The 18,933-nt window shown below is 55.4% G+C and carries 16 protein-coding genes; 15 read left to right on the forward strand and 1 reads right to left on the reverse strand.

The window, feature by feature from the left end; genetic code table 11:
- Positions 1 to 15: 15 nt before the first annotated feature.
- The 10 genes from copC to H7698_RS06045 all read left to right on the forward strand — a co-directional run bounded on the left by copC (position 16) and on the right by H7698_RS06045 (position 12,690).
- Entirely contained in the window at positions 16 to 399 is a 384-nt protein-coding gene (gene copC, locus H7698_RS06005; RefSeq protein WP_017341635.1) for a copper homeostasis periplasmic binding protein CopC, read from the forward strand.
- A 3-nt stretch (positions 400 to 402) separates the two neighbouring features.
- Positions 403 to 1,341 (forward strand): copper homeostasis membrane protein CopD, encoded by a 939-nt coding sequence (copD, locus tag H7698_RS06010; RefSeq protein WP_130205478.1) that lies wholly within the window; start codon positions 403 to 405, stop codon positions 1,339 to 1,341.
- Between the two features lie 74 nt (positions 1,342 to 1,415).
- On the forward strand, positions 1,416 to 1,757 hold the full coding sequence (locus tag H7698_RS31315) for a hypothetical protein (RefSeq protein ID WP_080995097.1): 342 nt from the start codon (positions 1,416 to 1,418) through the stop codon (positions 1,755 to 1,757).
- A gap of 99 nt (positions 1,758 to 1,856) precedes the next feature.
- On the forward strand, positions 1,857 to 3,113 hold the full coding sequence (locus H7698_RS06015; RefSeq protein WP_017341633.1) for a TolC family protein: 1,257 nt from the start codon (positions 1,857 to 1,859) through the stop codon (positions 3,111 to 3,113).
- Positions 3,110 to 4,594, forward strand: coding sequence for an efflux RND transporter periplasmic adaptor subunit (locus H7698_RS06020; protein WP_017341632.1), 1,485 nt, complete (start codon positions 3,110 to 3,112; stop codon positions 4,592 to 4,594). Before H7698_RS06015 ends, H7698_RS06020 begins: the two co-directional genes overlap by 4 nt.
- Positions 4,591 to 7,734, forward strand: a complete 3,144-nt coding sequence (locus H7698_RS06025; protein WP_031319188.1) for an efflux RND transporter permease subunit — start codon at positions 4,591 to 4,593, stop codon at positions 7,732 to 7,734. Before H7698_RS06020 ends, H7698_RS06025 begins: the two co-directional genes overlap by 4 nt.
- 291 nt (positions 7,735 to 8,025) lie before the next feature.
- Positions 8,026 to 9,192: an SAVED domain-containing protein gene (locus H7698_RS06030; RefSeq protein WP_130205480.1), complete on the forward strand. Its 1,167-nt coding sequence runs from the start codon at positions 8,026 to 8,028 to the stop codon at positions 9,190 to 9,192.
- A complete protein-coding gene (locus tag H7698_RS06035; RefSeq protein ID WP_019334920.1) occupies positions 9,193 to 10,443 on the forward strand; it encodes a nucleotidyltransferase domain-containing protein in 1,251 nt (416 codons plus the stop codon).
- Complete coding sequence (locus tag H7698_RS06040; protein ID WP_130205482.1) at positions 10,427 to 12,211, forward strand: ThiF family adenylyltransferase; 1,785 nt, start codon at positions 10,427 to 10,429, stop codon at positions 12,209 to 12,211. The genes H7698_RS06035 and H7698_RS06040 overlap by 17 nt, the downstream gene beginning before the upstream one ends.
- Positions 12,208 to 12,690 (forward strand): Mov34/MPN/PAD-1 family protein, encoded by a 483-nt coding sequence (locus H7698_RS06045; protein WP_130205484.1) that lies wholly within the window; start codon positions 12,208 to 12,210, stop codon positions 12,688 to 12,690. The genes H7698_RS06040 and H7698_RS06045 overlap by 4 nt, the downstream gene beginning before the upstream one ends.
- Positions 12,691 to 12,718: 28 nt before the next feature.
- On the opposite strand, the gene H7698_RS06050 is transcribed toward H7698_RS06045, so the two are convergent.
- Positions 12,719 to 13,267: a 3'-5' exonuclease gene (locus H7698_RS06050; protein WP_130205486.1), complete on the reverse strand. Its 549-nt coding sequence runs from the start codon at positions 13,265 to 13,267 to the stop codon at positions 12,719 to 12,721.
- A 228-nt stretch (positions 13,268 to 13,495) separates the two neighbouring features.
- On the opposite strand from H7698_RS06050, the gene H7698_RS06055 reads away from it, so the two are divergent.
- The 5 genes from H7698_RS06055 to H7698_RS06075 all read left to right on the forward strand — a co-directional run bounded on the left by H7698_RS06055 (position 13,496) and on the right by H7698_RS06075 (position 18,910).
- The gene (locus H7698_RS06055) at positions 13,496 to 14,134 is read left to right on the forward strand and encodes an antitoxin Xre/MbcA/ParS toxin-binding domain-containing protein (RefSeq protein ID WP_223272653.1); all 639 of its coding nucleotides are present in this window, start codon (positions 13,496 to 13,498) and stop codon (positions 14,132 to 14,134) included.
- A 321-nt stretch (positions 14,135 to 14,455) separates the two neighbouring features.
- On the forward strand, positions 14,456 to 14,896 hold the full coding sequence (locus H7698_RS06060) for a DUF6957 family protein (RefSeq protein WP_130205488.1): 441 nt from the start codon (positions 14,456 to 14,458) through the stop codon (positions 14,894 to 14,896).
- A gap of 309 nt (positions 14,897 to 15,205) precedes the next feature.
- Positions 15,206 to 16,108 (forward strand): LysR family transcriptional regulator, encoded by a 903-nt coding sequence (locus H7698_RS06065; protein WP_162437618.1) that lies wholly within the window; start codon positions 15,206 to 15,208, stop codon positions 16,106 to 16,108.
- Positions 16,109 to 16,234: 126 nt separating this feature from the next.
- Positions 16,235 to 16,861, forward strand: coding sequence for a glutathione S-transferase family protein (locus H7698_RS06070; protein WP_162437619.1), 627 nt, complete (start codon positions 16,235 to 16,237; stop codon positions 16,859 to 16,861).
- 18 nt (positions 16,862 to 16,879) lie between these two features.
- On the forward strand, positions 16,880 to 18,910 hold the full coding sequence (locus H7698_RS06075) for a 2Fe-2S iron-sulfur cluster-binding protein (protein ID WP_194690849.1): 2,031 nt from the start codon (positions 16,880 to 16,882) through the stop codon (positions 18,908 to 18,910).
- Positions 18,911 to 18,933 lie beyond the last annotated feature (23 nt).

Below are 18,933 nucleotides of genomic sequence, written 5' to 3' on the forward strand. Positions count from 1 at the left end.
TGTGAGGAGTCTTGCATGTCATTCCTTAAAACCACCACCGTAGCTGTAGCACTGACAGCGGGTTTGCTTTTGAGTGCAGTTGCTCAGGCACATCCAAAGCTGCTTTCTTCTACTCCAGCAGAAGGGTCGGATGTTGCTGCTCCTGCGAAAATTGAACTGCAATTTTCTGAGAATCTAACGACTCAGTTTTCCGGTGCTAAGCTGATCATGACCGATATGCCCGGCATGCCTAACTCCCCAATGGGCGTTAAAGCAGCTGTTGCAGGCGGGGGAGATCCTAAGACGATGGTAATTACGCCTGCATCGCCATTGACCACAGGTACTTATAAAGTTGAGTGGCGTGCCGTCTCGTCTGACACTCATCCCATCACCGGCAATTTTTCTTTCAAAGTGAAATGATTCATGAGCGACTCAATAAATATAGCTGTTCGCTTTGCTCTATATTTTGATCTGATGCTGTTATTTGGACTGGCAATATTTGGTCTTTATAGCCTGAGGGGAAAAGAGAGAGTATCGGGAGCGGTTTTAAATTTTGAGTCGCTTCTTTACAGTACATCTGTTTTAGGTGTGGCTCTGTCTCTAGCAGCCATGTTGTTGCTTGCGAAAGCTATGAGTGGTGTGTCGGGCTTCATGGAGCTACATCACCATATTTTTCAAATGGTTCTCATGGGGACGGACGTCGGTTTGACCTGGATGGTCCGGATAGTGGCGTTGCTGACGGCTGTTGTCGGCGTTGCTCTGAGTAAGCGCTTTCCGACACTCAGTCTTTGGATTGTCACTGTATGTGGCGCCATTGCGCTAGCGACGCTGGCATGGACAGGGCATGGTGCGATGGACGAAGGGAGCCGTCGTTACTGGCATTTTACTAGCGACATCTTCCATCTCTTGGCCGCAGGCGGTTGGTTGGGTGCGTTGGCAGCATTTGCACTGCTGCTGCGTTTAAAATCGCTGAAAGGTGATCAGGAAGTACGAGTTCTTGCTCGGGTACTGACAGGGTTTGAATCGGCCGGCGCGGTGATTGTAGTGATCATCAGTATAACGGGCGTGGTGAATTATCTATTTATCGTAGGACCGAGCCTCGATGAGGTGATGCTCAGCACTTATGGCCAGTTGCTATTTTTGAAAGTCCTGCTATTTGCAGGGATGATCGTATTAGCCACGCTTAACCGTTTTCATCTAAGCCCCTTATTGGAGCGATCAGTTCGCAATGGCGAATACGCTGTCGCGGTGAATGCCTTGCGCCGTAGCATGAAACTTGAGTTTTCAATGGCGGTCATCATTATCTGTCTTGTCGCATGGTTAGGTACTTTAAGCCCTGTCATGGAAATGAGCGCAGCATAGACGTTGGTAACAGCCAATACAGGAGTCTTAAGGGTGAATTGTAAGAGCCATTTGCACCGTCTACACTTTAGCCCATGAAACGCTATGTGCGGTTTTGCCTGATTTTCCTAATTAGCTTGGCGCTTCCCCTTAGCGGGATGGCGGGTGTTCAGGCATCGACTGAACCATGCCCGATGAAAACCATGGGTATAGCGATGATGGATGGTATGGGTCAAGACTGCTGCCACGACATGAAAAGTACCGCTGAGCATGGCAAACCTTGTAAGTCGGGCCAGGAATGCAAAACGGGCGGCATGCTGCAAGTCTCGATCATCAAGCCTCCTATTACCTTGTCCAGTCCAATCGTTCTGCCCTTCTCCAGCCATTTCCCACTCGTACAAACCCCTTCTGGGTTATGGCGACCTCCCCGTACTTGATTCCTGTACCACACTGAGCCTCATTCCGCGTTAGCGGGATGGCATATCTGCGCGCATGTCTTATGAAGCGCGCGGTGGATCATCACAGGAATCGTGAACATGAACTCCAACTGCTTTTGCACAGGTTGGTCCCTCGTGGCCGGCCTGGCGGCAAGCGTACTGGCATTGCCGAGCCTTGCTGGTGCATTGACACTCGATGAAGCGCTGCGGCTGGCCGAAAACAATGCACCGTCGTTGACCGCACAAGACGCCAAAATTCAAGCAGCCACCAGTGCGGCCATTCCCGCCGGCGAACTACCCGATCCCAAGCTACTGCTGGGCGTGCAGAACTACCCCATTGGTGGTGCCGACAGATGGAGCATCGACCAGGACTTCATGACCATGCAAGTGGTCGGGATCAGACAGGAGATGCCCAACAGCGATAAGCGCAAAGCACGTATCGAGGTCGCGGATGCGGCTGTTGATCGAGCGTCCGCTGAGCGTCGAGTGGCGCGTCTGAACGTCCGACAGTCCACGGCATTGGCCTGGATCAGTAGCTACTCGGTTGAGCGTAAAGATGCGATGTTCCAGGACTTCTACAAAGAAAACCGTCTTCTGACCGATACCGTCAGATCTCAGATTGCGGGTGGCCGCGCCCAACCCGCCGATGCGGTGACACCTAAACAGGAAGCTGCCCAACTGGCGGAGCAGCAGGATGATTTAGTTCGCCAACGTGCACAGGCCCGGGCGGCCCTCAAGCGCTGGATTGGCCCTGCTGCCAATGACAAACCGGCGGGCAGCTTGCCTGATTGGCCCATTGAAACCTCTGGATACTCCCATAAGCTGCAACATCACCCTGAATTGGCGGCGTATGTGCCGATGACCCGTGAAGCACAAGCCAAGATCCGTGAAGCTGAGGCGGAAAAGCAATCTGACTGGAGCTGGGAATTCGACTATCAGCATCGAGGCAAACAATTCGGTGACATGGTTAGCGTCCAGTTTTCATGGGATCTCCCGCTGTTTCCTGACTCTCGGCAAAACCCCAAAATTGCGGCAAAGCACGCCGAACTCAACCAGCTTGAGGCTGAGCGGGAAGCTCTGTCGCGCGAGCATACCCAGCAACTGGAGGATGAGTTGGCCGACTACGAGCGACTCAATCGTGCAGTCAACCGTAATCAGGAAAGCTTGTTGCCGCTGGCTAAAGAAAAGGTTGAACTCACCATGGCTAGCTACCGTTCCGGCAAAGGTGATTTGAACTCGGTTGTGGCCGCCCGACGCGAACTCATCGAAGCCCGTCTCAAGCAGATTGACGTTGAAGAGCAACGTGCTCTCACCAGCGCTCGCCTGTATTTCTCTTACGGGGAGCCCGCTCAATGAATTTCAAAGTATGGAAAGGGACTTTAGTTGTCGGCATCTCGATCGCCTTGGGTGTTGCCGGAGGTTACTGGTTAGCCCAACCGCGAATGAGCGAAGTAGCTAGTGTCGAGCCGGATCAGGAAGCCAAAGCCTCTGCCGATCGAAAGGTTCTGTATTGGTATGACCCCATGTACCCACAACAGAAATTCGATAAACCGGGTAAGTCACCCTTCATGGACATGCAGATGATCCCCCAATACGCAGATACCAAGGGGGACAGCGGCGGCATTCGAATTGATCCAAGCCTGACTCAGAACCTTGGTGTGCGACTGGCTCGTGTCAGTCGAGGGGTATTTGCCTCGACACTGAACGTGGTAGGTGTTCTGGCCTTCAACGAACGGGACGTTGCAGTCATTCAGGCCCGTACGGCGGGCTTTGTCGAGCGCGTGTACGGCCATGCATCTGGTGATGTGCTGAAAGTGAATGCCGCCTTGGCAGATATCTTGGTGCCGGATTGGGCAGCTGCTCAAGAGGAATTTCTCGCCCTCAAGCGTAGTGGCGATGCTGACTTGCTGACAGCGGCCCGCCAGCGATTGAGGCTCACCGGAATGCCAACTAAGTTAATTGCTCAAGTTGAGCGCAGTGGCAAAGTTCAACCGAACCTGACTCTGACCAGCCCTATTGGTGGTGTGCTTCAAGAGCTGAGTGTGCGTGAAGGTATGACGGTGGCCGCAGGCGAGACGCTGGCGCGTGTTAATGGTTTGAGCAGTGTCTGGCTGGCCGTGGCAGTACCAGAGTCGGAGGCTGGGTCAATCGTCGTAGGGCAAGCAGCCGAAGCGCGTTTGTCCGCGCTCCCTGGAGTTGTGCTCAAGGGCGTCGTCAGTGCGATTCTTCCGGAAACCAGTTCGGACAGTCGCACACTTCGCGTTCGAGTTGAGTTACCCAATCCGGATGGCCGACTCAGGCCAGGTTTGACCGCGCAGGTAAGTCTCAATCGTTCGACGGAGCAAAGTGTTTTGTGGGTGCCGAGCGAGGCCGTCATTCGTACAGGTCGACGTACGTTGGTCATGCTCTCTGAAGACGCTGGTCGATATCGCCCGGTGGAGGTGCAGTTAGGCCAAGATAACGATGGCAAAACGCTGATATTGAACGGCTTGGAAGAGGGGCAAAAAGTGGTGACTTCTGGCCAGTTCCTTCTCGACTCGGAGGCCAGTCTCAAGGGCGTTGTCGCAAGCTCACTGGACGTTTCGCCATCTACTGTAACCGCAGGCGCTTTGCATGAGGCCGATGGTCAGATCGTTGAGATCAACGACAAAGAAGTCACGCTCGCCCACGGTCCCTTCAGAACATTGGGTATGTCAGGCATGACGATGACTTTCCCTCTCGCCGCTCCAGCTCTGATGAAGGATCTTAAAACGGGCGACAAGGTTCGGATCGCTGTCAGCCAGACGGAAGATGGTCTGCGCGTTGAGCGTCTGGAACGCTCTGGGAGCCAGCCATGATCGCGGCCCTTATTCGCTGGTCGGTGGCTAACCGCTTTCTTGTGTTGCTAGCGACGCTGTTTGTCACGGCATGGGGGATCTGGGCGGTTCAAAGTACGCCCATTGACGCATTGCCAGACCTGTCGGATGTTCAGGTAATTATCCGTACACCTTATCCAGGCCAAGCCCCACAGATCGTAGAGAACCAGGTCACCTATCCATTGGCAACCACTATGCTCTCTGTGCCTGGTGCCAAGACTGTGCGCGGTTATTCCTTCTTTGGCGACAGTTTCGTTTACGTACTATTCGAAGACGGAACTGACTTGTACTGGGCCCGCTCGCGCGTATTGGAATATCTGAGCCAGATACAAAGCCGGCTTCCGGCCAGTGCCAAGCCCGCATTAGGACCTGATGCCACTGGGGTTGGCTGGATTTTCCAGTACGCCCTGGTAGACCGAAGCGGCGGGCATGATTTGGCGCAGTTACGTGCCTTGCAGGACTGGTTCCTCAAATTCGAGCTTAAGACCCTACCGAACGTTGCGGAAGTGGCCACGGTGGGTGGCATGGTAAAGCAGTACCAGGTGCAGCTTGATCCGGTGAAGTTGGCCAGCTTGGGTATCACGCAGTCTGAAGTGACCGAGGCGATCGGCAAGGCCAATCAGGAAACTGGTGGGGCGGTGCTGGAGATGGCGGAGACCGAGTTTATTGTGCGGGCTTCCGGCTACTTGAAGACCCTCAATGATTTTCGTGCTATCCCACTCAAACTGGGCACGGGTGGTGTGCCGGTCACTCTGGGCGATGTTGCCACGATTCAGATGGGGCCTGAGATGCGTCGAGGCATCACCGAACTCGATGGCGAAGGTGAGACCGTCGGCGGCGTGGTAATTCTGCGCAGCGGTAAGAATGCTCGAGAAACCATTGCGGCGGTCAAGACCAAACTCGACGAGCTGAAAAGCAGTCTGCCAGCGGGGGTAGAAATCGTCACTACCTACGACCGCAGCAAGTTGATTGATCGTGCCGTGGAAAACCTCAGCCACAAGCTGATCGAAGAGTTCATCGTCGTCGCGTTGGTCTGCGGAATCTTTCTCTGGCACCTGCGTTCATCTCTGGTGGCAATCATCTCCCTGCCGGTTGGGGTGCTGATCGCCTTCATCGTGATGCGCTATCAGGGTATCAACGCCAACATCATGTCCCTTGGCGGGATTGCCATCGCCATCGGCGCCATGGTCGACGCTGCCGTGGTGATGATTGAAAACGCCCACAAGAAGGTCGAGGCTTGGCACGTGGCCAATCCTGGGGAGGAACTGAAAGGTGAACGTCATTGGCACGTGATGACTGAAGCGGCTGCCGAGGTAGGACCTGCATTGTTCTTCTGTCTGCTGATCATCACCCTGTCGTTTATTCCGGTGTTCACGCTGGAGGCTCAGGAAGGACGTCTATTCGGTCCCTTGGCGTTCACCAAAACCTATGCTATGGCCGCAGCGGCTGGACTGTCGGTAACTCTAGTTCCGGTGTTGATGGGGTATTGGATTCGCGGACGAATTCCTAATGAGCAACAGAATCCGCTAAATCGCTGGTTGATCCGGATCTACGAGCCCGCTCTGGACGCCGTATTACGTCGACCTAAAGTAACGCTGCTGGTTGCGTTGCTAGTCTTTGTCAGCGCGTTGTGGCCGATCTCTCGTCTGGGTGGTGAGTTTCTTCCCCCGCTGGACGAAGGGGACCTGCTCTATATGCCATCAGCTCTGCCTGGATTATCGGCGCAGAAGGCCGCGCAACTGCTTCAGCAGACTGACCGTCTGATAAAGACAGTTCCAGAGGTCGAACACGTTTTCGGAAAAGCCGGCCGCGCTGAAACCGCGACTGACCCGGCACCGTTGGAAATGTTCGAGACCACCATTCAATTCAAACCACGCGAACAGTGGCGCCCAGGCATGACCCAGGAAAAGCTCGTTGAGGAGCTAGAACAAGTGGTGCGTGTCCCAGGATTAACCAACATCTGGATACCGCCTATTCGTAACCGTATCGACATGCTGGCCACCGGCATAAAAAGCCCGATTGGCGTGAAGGTTGCCGGTACCAACCTGACGGAGATCGATGCCGTCACCCAAGCCATCGAGCGTGTTGCCAAGGACGTCTCAGGTGTCAGTTCAGCGTTAGCCGAACGACTGACCGGTGGCCGCTATATTGATGTGGATATCGATCGCAAAGCTGCGGCACGCTATGGGTTAAATATTGCCGATGTGCAATCGATCGTGGCCGGCGCAATCGGCGGTGAAAACGTCGGGGAGACGATTGAAGGGTTGGCTCGTTTCCCAATTAACGTACGTTACCCTCGTGAGTGGCGGGATTCGCTCGGCGCTTTGGAGCAGTTGCCGATCTACACCCCGCTAGGCAGCCAGATCACCCTTGGCACCGTGGCGAAGATCAAGGTCAACGACGGGCCGCCAATGCTCAAGAGTGAGAACGCACGGCCTTCAGGCTGGGTGTACATCGATGTGCGTGGCCGGGACATTGCCTCCGTAGTCGCCGATCTACGCCGGGTCGTCAGTGAGCAGGTCAAGTTGCAGCCCGGCATGAGCCTGAGCTACTCAGGTCAGTTCGAGTTTCTCGAAAGGGCCAACGCACGACTCAAACTGGTGGTGCCTGCCACGCTGTTGATCATCTTCGTGTTGCTCTACCTGACATTTGCACGACTTGATGAGGCTTTGCTGATTATGGCCACGCTGCCATTCGCTCTCACGGGCGGGGCATGGTTTCTCTATCTGTTGGGATTCAACCTGTCGGTTGCCACCGGGGTCGGCTTTATCGCCTTGGCCGGTGTTTCTGCCGAATTTGGCGTGATCATGCTGCTCTACCTGAAAAATGCATGGACCGAGCGTCAAGACCTCGGTGACAACACAGAACGCGGGTTGATGGCCGCGATTTGTGAAGGCGCTGTCCAGCGCGTTCGACCTAAGGCTATGACCGTGGCAGTGGTTATCGCTGGTTTGTTACCTATACTTTTGGGAGGCGGTACCGGTAGCGAGGTTATGAGCCGCATTGCCGCCCCGATGATTGGCGGTATGGTTACGGCACCCTTGCTATCACTGTTTGTGATCCCGGCGACCTATCACCTCTTGCGTCGTCGACACTTGTCCGCTGAGCCTGGCAAGCACTGACGCGTAAAAACGCATACGAAAGGGGCTGCGCTTGCAGCCTCGTTTGAGCTGCACAGCTCGTTTTCATCAGTCCTACATACGCTGTTGTCAGTGCCATTACCCACCAGCACTTGCCAGAAAACGAACGCCGCCACTACTGCCTTTCGATGAGCCAAAAAAGCATCCTGCTCAAAGGCGACTCAGCATTCGTCACCCTCAGATCTCTCTTGAAATCGGGACGAATGACCCTAATATGATCTTATCTTGCCATCATCGTTTTCAATCATGGATGTTTTTCGGGGGTCGGTCGAAATGGCAGAACAAGAAGACGCTAAGCCCGCAAGCGGGCGCTTCAACACAAATGATGAGACGAAGCGGATCGTATGGACCCAGACCGCTGGTCATTGTGAACTGTGCGGCACGGATCTGACGTTCGATTATCGTGCCGGCAAGCCAATGAAATGGGGAGAAGTGGCGCATATCCTGCCCGCCAGTCCCAAAGGCCCTCGGGGACGCGCGGATCATGATGCTGAGGCGCACACAAACAATACCGCTAATCTGATGCTCCTGTGCCCAGGTTGTCATGACAAAATTGATCGTGACGCAGATGGGTATCCTGAAAATGATTTGAGTGGTTTACACCAAGCGTACTTGGAACGCATCCGACTCGCCGCAACGACCCCCGATGGTGGCAGAGCCATTCCTCTCATCGTCCAGAGTCAGCATTTTCAGACGATCAACGATATCCCCTTTCGCGATCTGTTGACTGCGATGTCCGCCGAGGGATTAACCGCCTTCGATCAAGGCATCAAAATCGCCTTCGCTGCACCCGGACCACGTGGCAGGGACACTACCTATTGGCAGAACGTCAAAGACAGCGTCCAGTATGAGCTGGAGCAGCAACTCAAGCGTCGCGGCGGCACTTATGGCGATTCGCCCGCGCTAGCAGTAGTCGGCTTGGCCGACATTCCGGCCTTGATGATGTTGGGCCAGAGTATCGGCGACCGTTCCAAACGCCTGATCTTCTCTTTTCACCGCGAGCATCTTTTGCGCTGGCCCGATCAGTCTGCTGAGCCGCCTAGTTTTCTGTTTACGCCTCCACCCAACGGCGATGGCCCACTGGCGTTGGTGCTCTCCATTTCTGCGCAAGTTCCAGTTCGCGACGTGATCGACGCTCTACCCGGTGCACGTATTGCAGAGCTGTCGATCCCAGAACCAAGCTACGCGATGGTACAGAACCGTCGGGTGATTCATGCCTTTCGCGACGCACTTCAAATACGACTGAGCCAGCTTGAGGCTCTGACTCCTGACCCTATCCACGTCTTCGCCGCCATTCCTGCGGCATTGGCCATCGAGTTTGGCGCGTTGCTCACAACACAGCATCAACATACATACCTGATCTTCGATCGGGACAAAGAAAACCAAGATCGGTTTACGCAAACACTGCAATTGGGCTTGGTGGCCCAGGAGGCTAGGTAAATGCTTTTGAGCAACGAACAGACCAAGCGCAGCAGTTGGGAATATTTTCTGCTTCGCGCCGCGCGGGAAATCTCGCTGTCGGAAGCGCAGTACGAAAAAATCAATGACCGCTACTCCCAACTGGAAAAAATCCTCTCGGCTTCCGACAACCCGCTGCTCGCTGAGGCCCATATTTTCGTTCAAGGCTCGATGCGGCTGAAAACGACCATCAAGCCAATCCCCGGCGCGCCTGCGGATCTGGACACCATTGATGCGGACGCGATTATTTGGCTCCCTCACGCTCAGGGCGCTGGTGCAAAGGAAGTACTAGAAGCGATTGAGCAGCGTTTTCGGGAAGGCTCCCGCGTTCAAGAAGAAGTTAAGCAATTACGTCGTGGCATCCGGATCGTTTATGCCGACGAAAATCCAGGTTTCCACATCGATGTCACGCCTGCCCGCGCGATCAACGGAAATGGCGAAGCAAACGGCGAGGGTAAGCTGGAGGTTCCGGATCGGGTCACAGGGTGGAAAGCAAGCAGCCCTATCCCTTACTCGAACTGGTTGCAGGTTGCTTCTGCCCAAGAAATCTCTCTGGAAAGCTTGGTAGTTGCCAAGAGCCAGCGGATGCTTGATGCCGCGACACAAGATCCTTTGCCGCATTATCAGGATTACATCGATCAAGATCCCCTGCGTGCGACCATTAAGCTACTCAAGCGTCATCGCGATGAATGGGCCATCAAGACAAGGAGCGCTGATACTCGCCCAATATCTGCGGTCATCACCACCCTGGCCACGCACGCATACCTTGATGTCGTAAAGGAGTCGCAGTCGAAGCCTCTGGCTCCGCTCGATGCAATTTTGGAAATCGTTCGCAGAATGCCGCAGCACATCGCGCATAGAGGTAGCGACTGCTATGTCTGCAACCCTGCCGATAACGGCGAAAACTTTGCAGAGAAGTGGAATCGGCCGGGTGAGGGGCAAGGCTATCGCCAAGCATTTGCCAAGTGGCATGCGGACGCCAGTGCATCTGTGTCATTGGGTTTGGAAAGTTTTGAATCCAACGATTCCTTTGCCGAGGCAGTGAAAAAGAATTTCGGTATTGCACCGGCATTCATTACGGCAGTGAACAATGAGATCCCTGCGAATTGGACGATGCCCGGCCGACCGGATGGCACCACTCGAAACTCTGCTTCGATGGGTTCGCTCTTCGGAGGGGCCAGCGGTGGCGGAACCTCTCAGTCGAGCGTAAAGCCAGTTGGACGCCTTGGCTGACCCTATTAAGACGCCATTGCAGCGCGGAATCGCCGCACTGCGAGACACCCTAGGTCAGGATGCTGCCGATGCATTGCTCCAGCCCGCACCCATGCGGGCTGACGAAGCGGCGTGCTTTCACTTCCCCTTGCCCATCGATTACACGGGGCAGGAGCGGCGACTGCGTATAGGTTTCCCCTCCAACTTTCCCCGTGGGCTCTTGCGGCTGAACGTCGAACCCTCTCCATGGCTGGTTTGGCCGCATGCCACCAAGTCGGGGCTTTGCCTTCATGGCTTTCAGGAGCGGCCCATTATGGGCTCCCCGGAGGTCGTGGTAGAGGACAGCCTTGCTCGCTTGGCCCAGATCGTTTCGTTGTCCAAGAGGGGATCAAGCCAGGCAACGCGCGATATCGAATTTCAGAATGAGATCACTACCTACTGGTCTTTTCAGCACGGTCAGTCATTCCAGAACCTCTTACTTTTGGATCGACCTCAGGCCGCCTCGCAGTTGTTTGCTCTCAGCGATCCGCGCCGGGCTGTGCCATCTGGTCAGGAAACGGTTTGGCTAGCATCGAACGTAGCTGCACTCAAAGGGCATTACCGACGGGTTGTCGGGCGCTCCGCTGTCATTCGCGCGGCCGAAACTCCCGGTTTTTACGTCAAGCTTCAGACTTATCCGGATATCCGCACCCCGGATCCAGAAGATTTATTGCTGTGGCTCACGCCACACCTTCAACCAGACGATGCCGAGCAATTGCTGGCATGGTTTGAGCTGCATGGAACGTTGGCGAGTCGATGGATTGTCCTGGAGCTTCCTGGGGGGACGGATGCTCCAACTTATTGCCTCAATGTGCGCTCGCTCGGCGTACAGCAAGAGCGGGGGGCAAAGTTTGGCTTGCGCACAGCGCGCCGCCGGCCAGCCATCGCAAATGCACATCCTCCGGCACTTGTCCGCGCAACTGCCCTAGACGTGCTTGATCGTGCGTCCATTCTGTCCCGCGACATAAGCGGCACTGCAAAGCACCTTGAAAATGCTCGGGTCGTTTGTGTTGGCGTTGGCTCGTTAGGCAGTGCGGTGGCAATACAATTGGCACGCTCCGGTGTCGGCCACCTTTCCCTCATCGATCCTGACACTCTGGTGTCAGCCAATCTGGGTAGGCACGTTCTGGGAGCGGATAGCCTAGGGAGGCTGAAGGCCTCAGCGTTGAGGGACAAGATTCTGTTAGATCTTCCGACTACAGAATGCACCGCTTATTCGACTTTCGCCGAAGTAGTTATGAGCAGCAAACCAGAAGTGTTCGATAACGCAGATCTTGTGGTGATTACGACAGCAGACTGGCAGTCGGAGGTCACTGTATGGCGAGCCAAATCCAGCGGCGTTTCTTGGGGACTTTTACAAGCCTGGAGCGAACCGTATACGCAGGTAGGCCACGCGCTATTCGCACCAGCCGGTACCTTTGATGGCCGTCATTTATTCACGGACATCGGCGATTTTCTCCATAAGTTTACAGAGTGGCCGGGAGGAGGTGTGATTCCACTGCCCGCGTGTGGGGAGAGCTTTATTCCAGGCGGGTCGTTGGGTATGACCAATATTGCCTCTATGGTATCGCACACGGCTTTACGCGCATTGACCGGCAACATCGCCACCGCATCTTGGGTCAGCAGTATCTACAGGCCTGAAGATGTGCCGAGCCTAGGAGGCCAATACAATGGGCCCAAACTGCCAGAGGGGGCGCAGCAACTCCTACTCGAGCGCGGATGGCCGGAACATAAGGATGAAACGGTATGACGGATATCGCTTGGCGCTGGAGATGGGCGGAGGTGGATTCCGAGCTATTGGTGTCGCAAGCTGTTGCGGACATCTTGGATAGTCATCGGCAGGGCCTTTTTGGCGTGGAGCGAGGGGGACAGTTATTCGTCAACCCGGTTAATCCGAAAGGGTTGCTGCTGGCCTTGGCCACGTTGCCTCATCGCGCCGATCGGTCAGGCTGGTCTTGGCTAGAGTTGGATGCGGAGCGGTGCCGTCAGGAGATCCAAGCTGCTAACGAACAAGGGTTACGTCTGGTGGGCTATTGGCATACGCATCCCCAATCTGTTCCGGTGATTTCTCCGGCAGACATAGGAAGTTTCTCCAGATTTGCTGCACGGTACATGCAGGATCTGCCGCACCCAATAGCCATTATTGTCGGCAAGTCCGAAAAACCAGAAGGTATCAAGGCGTGGTCGTTCAGGGACGGCAGATATGTTGAGGCAACCTGGGGCAGATGAACTTCTAGTCAGTGCGGTGGAAGGCTGGTCAGCGTTTATCCTTACCCGCTAGCATAAGGGCGAAGAGCTCTGCCTGAAAGCGGGCATCATCCAATGCGTTATGGTTCGGTTCGCTGAGTGGCTTCAGCGCAGCGGTCATTTTGGATGATTTTGTTTCCTGCCAGCTGCAACCTACAGCGCCCATAAAGTAGGCCTTCATGTCGATAGCGGTAAAACCAAAGGGGTTGGTTTCCAGGTATTTGTGGAAGTAGTAATTGACGAATGACCAGTCAAACGGTGCATTGAGCCCTACGAAAATGACCTTCTGCCCCGTTTGGCACGACGATTTCAGCCACTGATCAAATGTCAGCATCGCCTGTTGCGGAGCGAGGCCCTCGCGCTCCAGCTTCTCCAGACTCAGCCCCGATACTGCCAGCGCTTCGGGGTCGTGTTTCGGACTGTCAGGCCGTAGTTCAAGATAGATGGACGTTTCAGGTTGGGCTACAAGACAAGCTCCGATGGAAAGCAGGCTGTATTCGCCGGGTATAGGCCCAGAAGTCTCGACGTCGACGGAAACATAAAGCTCATCAGGGTGCATGTCATATCCTTTTCGTGTAGTTACCTGATCACGCTCAGGCTCTTAACCATGTGAAGGTGGAAAGGCAGATATAGCCATTGCCACATTTTTTGCTGTTTCACTCGCTATCCGGCGTTCGAGCAGCGGCAGTGCCTGTCTACCAGCGGATTGCGCGTTCCTTTGGTCAGCTCTGGGCCCAAGCATAATGATGTGTGTCATTCTCTGATGGCGGATGAGGGCCGGACGATCATGAGTGAAACTGAGCGCTGGATAGTCAAATGCCAGAAAACTGAGGACGATACTGGCGACATCATCATTGATCTGCCTCAAGAGTTGCTTGCCCAAATGAGGTTAGGTGTTGGGGACGACCTGGAGCTAACGGTATTGAATGGCACATTAGTCCTGACGCCCGTGCGCAACGCAACATCAGTGCGGCCCATGTTTGCAGGCGTCCTGCGTCAGGATGCCTATCATGCTTACCGCATGCGGTTGGAGACGCTTCTTCATATCGCTGTCAATGCTTCGGATCTGGACATTCACGACATGATAGTAGCTGGCTTCTCGGTCAGCCTGATCAAAATGCTTTGTGATGATGGAACCCTCAGCGACGAAGAACGCGACAGAATCATTCAACCCAAAACGCTCAAAACAAAACTGTCAGCCAATCAGCTTTTAACGTTGCATGAGAGCGATCGCCTGTTCCGGTTTGCACATATTACCGCCATGGCCGAGGTGATCTTCGGTGACAAAGGGAAGGCCAAACAATGGCTTTCCAAACCCAAAGCCCGTTTTTTGGGAGAAAGCCCATCGGCGATGGTCACTACAACCTTTGGCACACATCTAGTCGAAGAAATGCTGATTCAAGTGTCTGAGGGCATGTCATTTTGATTCAGCCGCAGCCAAACGGCTTCTACCGCTCCTTAAGTAACATGGATTTCATGCGCCTATACCGGCGTCGCCTTGCCGAATCCGGCATGCACGGGCATCCATGAAGCACTAGGTTTCACCCACATCGGCACCTACCGCTAGGTAGGGTTCACGCACGGCAATGGCATAGCTGGGTACTGGCGCAAACCACTTTATCTGGTGACAGCTCGATAGAAATCATCCCGTTCAGTGAGATGAAGGGAGAAGACGGAACAGCCATGAGATCACCCTGCTGCTATCCGTCGGCATCGGAACCTGGTGATCCGCTGGGAGCTAAGCTGAATGATGCTTCTCGTTCGAATCGGTTTTTTTGATCGGCAGGAGTTACAAATGAATTTGGCAGATTATGTTTCAGTGCTTTCTGCAGGCGATAAAATAAACGGATGCCAACTCGCCCCCTCAGATGCAGTGTCCCTCGCCAGTCTGCATTTTCCTTCCCGTGCCTATTGTCTTGTTGCTGATTGGGCAATTTTGGATCTCGACATTACAACACGTCAGCGAAAAGCCATTACGGATAGACAGCTAATTCCTGCTCTCGTTTACGCTTTGACCGTTATCCAAGACAGTAAAGGCCGCTTCCCGCCTGGTGATTGGGTCCGAACAACGCTGGGTGTTTCCTTCACTCACGACTGCTTATTTCGAACAAAAAACACAGTTTATGTGCTGATGGGGTCCGGTCGAAGGTTGCGCACGGATTTAAACATCGCACTGAGCCTGTGCTGAAAAAACGCTATTTCCGCACAGGTGAGTGACCGGTCGCGCTCACATAATATTTCGGCCTGAATGAACGCTCTCGATGTAGTGTCAATCTATGTTGTTACCAATCGAGCCCCGTATTTGAAGTGCGACCCATCTGTGTCAATCTATGTTGTTGTTGCCTTTACCCCGAATCATCCTACAGACCCCGATTTACGGGAGGGGCTGTGTCAAACTATGTTGTTGATAACCACGCGCTGAAGATCGCATCCATCGGGCTCTTGTAGGAGTTGCCGAAGGCTGCGATCTTTTGCGTTTGAATCAGAGCAAACCTTCATGGACCGCTTTCAGGAAATGCAGGTCTTCGCCGCCGTCGCCCAAGCGCAAGGCTTCTCGGCAGCAGCGCGGCATTTGGGCATGTCTGCAGCCAGTGTGACTCGCGCGGTCGCCGCACTGGAAAAACGCATCGGTACCCAGTTGCTGACACGCACTACCCGCAGTGTTCACCTCAGCGAAGCGGGCCAGCGTTACCTGGAAGATTGTCGGAGAATTCTCACCGAAGTGCAGGAAGCCGAAGATTCGGCAGCAGGCAGTCATGCCCAACCCCGTGGGCAATTGACGGTTACAGCCCCCGTGCTGTTCGGCGACCTGTTCGTCACGCCAATCATGGTGGCGTACCTGAACCGGTTTCCAGAGGTCAGCGTTAATGCCCTGCTGGTTGATCGAATCGTCAGCATGGTCGAAGAGGGTGTTGATGTCGCGGTGCGCATTGGTGAGCTGGCCGACAGTAACCAGCATGCAATCCGAGTGGGAGAAGTTCGCCGGGTGATTTGCGCCTCACCGGCATTTCTCGAAGCTAACGGCCGGCCACTGCATCCGCAAGACCTCGCCCGGCTACCGGTGATAGCGACATCTGCAACGGGTCAGCAGCGACAGTGGCCATTCCTTGATGGGGGCAATTCGCTCAGCGTTCGGCTGGAACCGCGGTTGATCGTCACGGCCAATCAGGCAGCAATCAGTGCAGCCTGTCTGGGGTTGGGGCTTACCCGGGTGTTGTCTTATCAGGTGGCAAGCCAGGTGGCGGCTGGTGAACTGGAAGTTGTCCTCGCCCAGTACGAGCTACCGCCTTTGCCCATCCATGTGGTCTATCAGGGCGGACGTAAGGCGCCGGCGCGAATTCGCAGTTTCGTCGATTTTGCCGTGAATGAACTGCGCGACCATCCAGCCTTGCAGGACTAAATCATTATTTCACTGGCTGAAATAATGGTTTGCATTGGGTGGTTATTCTGTTGTTTTAGCGACTGAAGGAAGATGGCTGCCATCGGCGCTGAACTATCTACTGGCGCCTCTCCCTCGGAGACGACCATGCAACCGATCAAGCTCTATAACTTCCCACGTTCCGGCCATGCTCATCGTGCCGAATTGATGCTGTCCTTGCTACAGCTGCCCACCGAACTGATCTTCGTTGATCTGGCCAAGGGCGAGCACAAGCAGCCGGGATACCTCGCTCTCAACCCCTTCGGGCAAGTGCCAGTAATGGATGATCAGGGTGTGGTCCTGGCTGATTCCAACGCGATACTGGTGTATCTGGCGACGAAATACGGGGACGGTCGTTGGTTGCCAACCGATCCTGTAAAGGCAGCGAAGGTTCAGCGCTGGCTCTCGGTCGCCGCTGGGCAAATTGCTTTTGGTCCCGCCCGGGCTCGATTGATCACGGTGTTCGGTGCGCCATACAACGCGGAAGAAGCCATCACTCGCGCTCACGACCTGCTCAAGGTTATGGATCACGAACTGGCCGATACGCCCTGGCTTGCCGGGAGCGAACCTACAATCGCCGACGTCGCTGCCTACAGCTACATTGCCCATGCGCCTGAAGGCAATGTGTCCCTCGATGATTACGCCAACGTGCGCGCCTGGCTGGCCCGAGTCGAAGCCTTGCCCGGTTTTGTCGCTATGCCGCGCACCATCGCCGGTTTGCAAACCACTGCCTGATGCAGGGGAGAAGCCCATATGGACCGTTCACCCTGGCACGCTGGCGAAAGACAGTTGCAGGCTCACGTCGGTGTCGCCGAGCGTATGGAGGCGTTCGGGCGTAAGGTCATTCGCCGTGAGATGCCGGACCAGCACCGCATGTTCTATCAGCAACTGCCGTTCATGCTGTACGGCGCAGTCGATGCGCAAGGAAACCCTTGGGCCAGCATCCTTGAAGGGCCACCAGGTTTCGCGCGTTCACCTGCGCCAGGCACGTTGCATTTCGATAGCGTTCCGGCTCTCGATGACCCCGCGCAGTTAAAGCCTGGCGCCGCAATCGGCCTGCTGGGCATTGAACTGCACACCCGACGCCGTAACCGCATTAACGGGCGTATCGATGCCGTGACGGGCGACGGCTTTGATGTCGCGGTCGACCAGTCTTTCGGCAATTGCCCGCAGTACATCCAACTGCGGCAGTTTCGATCGGTGCCGATGGCGGACCCGGCGACGCTCACCGTTGAACATTTGAACGGTCTGGATGAAGCCGCAATGGCAATGATCGCCAACGCCGACACCTTCTTCGTTGCCAGTTACGTCGACGTCGATGGGGAGCGCTCGGTGGATGTTTCCCACCGCGGTGGCCAGGCCGGTTTCGTACAGGTACAGGGCAATCTTCTGACGATTCCGGATTTCGCCGGCAATCTGCACTTCAATACCCTGGGCAACCTGCTCCTCAATCCACGAGCCGGTTTGCTGTTCATCGACTTCAATTCGGGAGATCTGCTGCACCTCAGCGGTCGTACCGAAATCATTCTGGAAGGCCCGCAGGTCGAGGCGTTTCAAGGGGCTGAACGCCTGTGGACATTCGAGGTTGAGCGCGTTGTGCGCAGGCCCGCGGCGCTGGCTTTGCGCTGGCGTTTTGACGGTGTTTCACCCAACAGTTTGATGACCGGCACTTGGGAACAGGCTGCCGCAAGGCTGCAAGCCCAGGCGCTGGGCGATCGTTGGCGGCCAATGCGGGTGGTAAGGATCGAAGCGCAAAGCCACAACATCCGTTCGATCTATCTGGAACCCGCCGACGGTGCCGGGTTACCGGTGTTTCAGGCGGGGCAGCATTTGCCGTTGCGGTTCAATATCGACGGAGAAGTGCACATCCGCACCTACAGTCTTTCGAGCGCGCCGTCAGATGATTTCTTCCGTATCAGTGTGAAACGCGAAGGGCGGGTGTCCTCGCACCTGCATGAACAAGTGAACGTTGGCGATCTGTTGGAGGCTCGCACACCGCAGGGGCATTTCACGGTGGCGCCTCATGAGCGTCGACCGCTGGTGCTATTGGCGGCCGGGGTAGGCATAACGCCGTTGCTGTCGATGTTGCGTGAGGTGGTCTATCAAGGCCTACGCACACGGCACATTCGGCCTACGTGGTTGTTCCAGAGTTCACGCACCTTGGCCGACCTGCCTTTTCGTGCCGAGCTGGATCAGTTGCTCGAAGTCGCCGGCGATGCGGTACGGGTACTGCGTGTGCTCAGCCAACCCGAGGCGGACGTGAAAGAGGGCGAAGATTTTGACCTGACGGGACGAATCGACACCGGCTTGATCAAAACCCTTCTCGAAGTGGAAGACTACGATCAGCTGGATTTTGTCCTCTGCGGTCCGGGCAGTTTTACTCAGGGGTTGTACGACAGCCTGCGCGAGATGGACATTCGCGATGCCCGGATTCATGCCGAAACCTTCGGGCCCTCCACCTTGAGGCGTCAACCAGACCCTGACGCATTGGTCATCGAGCAACCGCCGGCCGCGACCACTTCAGTTCCGGTGGTCTTCGAGCGCTCAGCCAAGGAAGCTCGCTGGCATCCTGACGGTGGCAGTTTGCTGGAGTTGGCGGAAAGTCGCGGGTTGCGCCCGGAATTCAGTTGCCGCGGTGGCTCATGCGGGACCTGCAAGACGCGGTTGATCAGCGGCCAGGTCAATTATCCACAGGTCCCTGCGGAGCTTCCGGATGACGGCGATGTGCTGATTTGTTGCGCCGTTCCTGCGCAAGGTTCGCAACCCTTGGTGCTCGACCTGTAACTCAATCAACGCAAATCTTCAAA

Source organism: Pseudomonas sp. p50(2008) (genome assembly GCF_015351605.1).
Taxonomy (GTDB): domain Bacteria; phylum Pseudomonadota; class Gammaproteobacteria; order Pseudomonadales; family Pseudomonadaceae; genus Aquipseudomonas.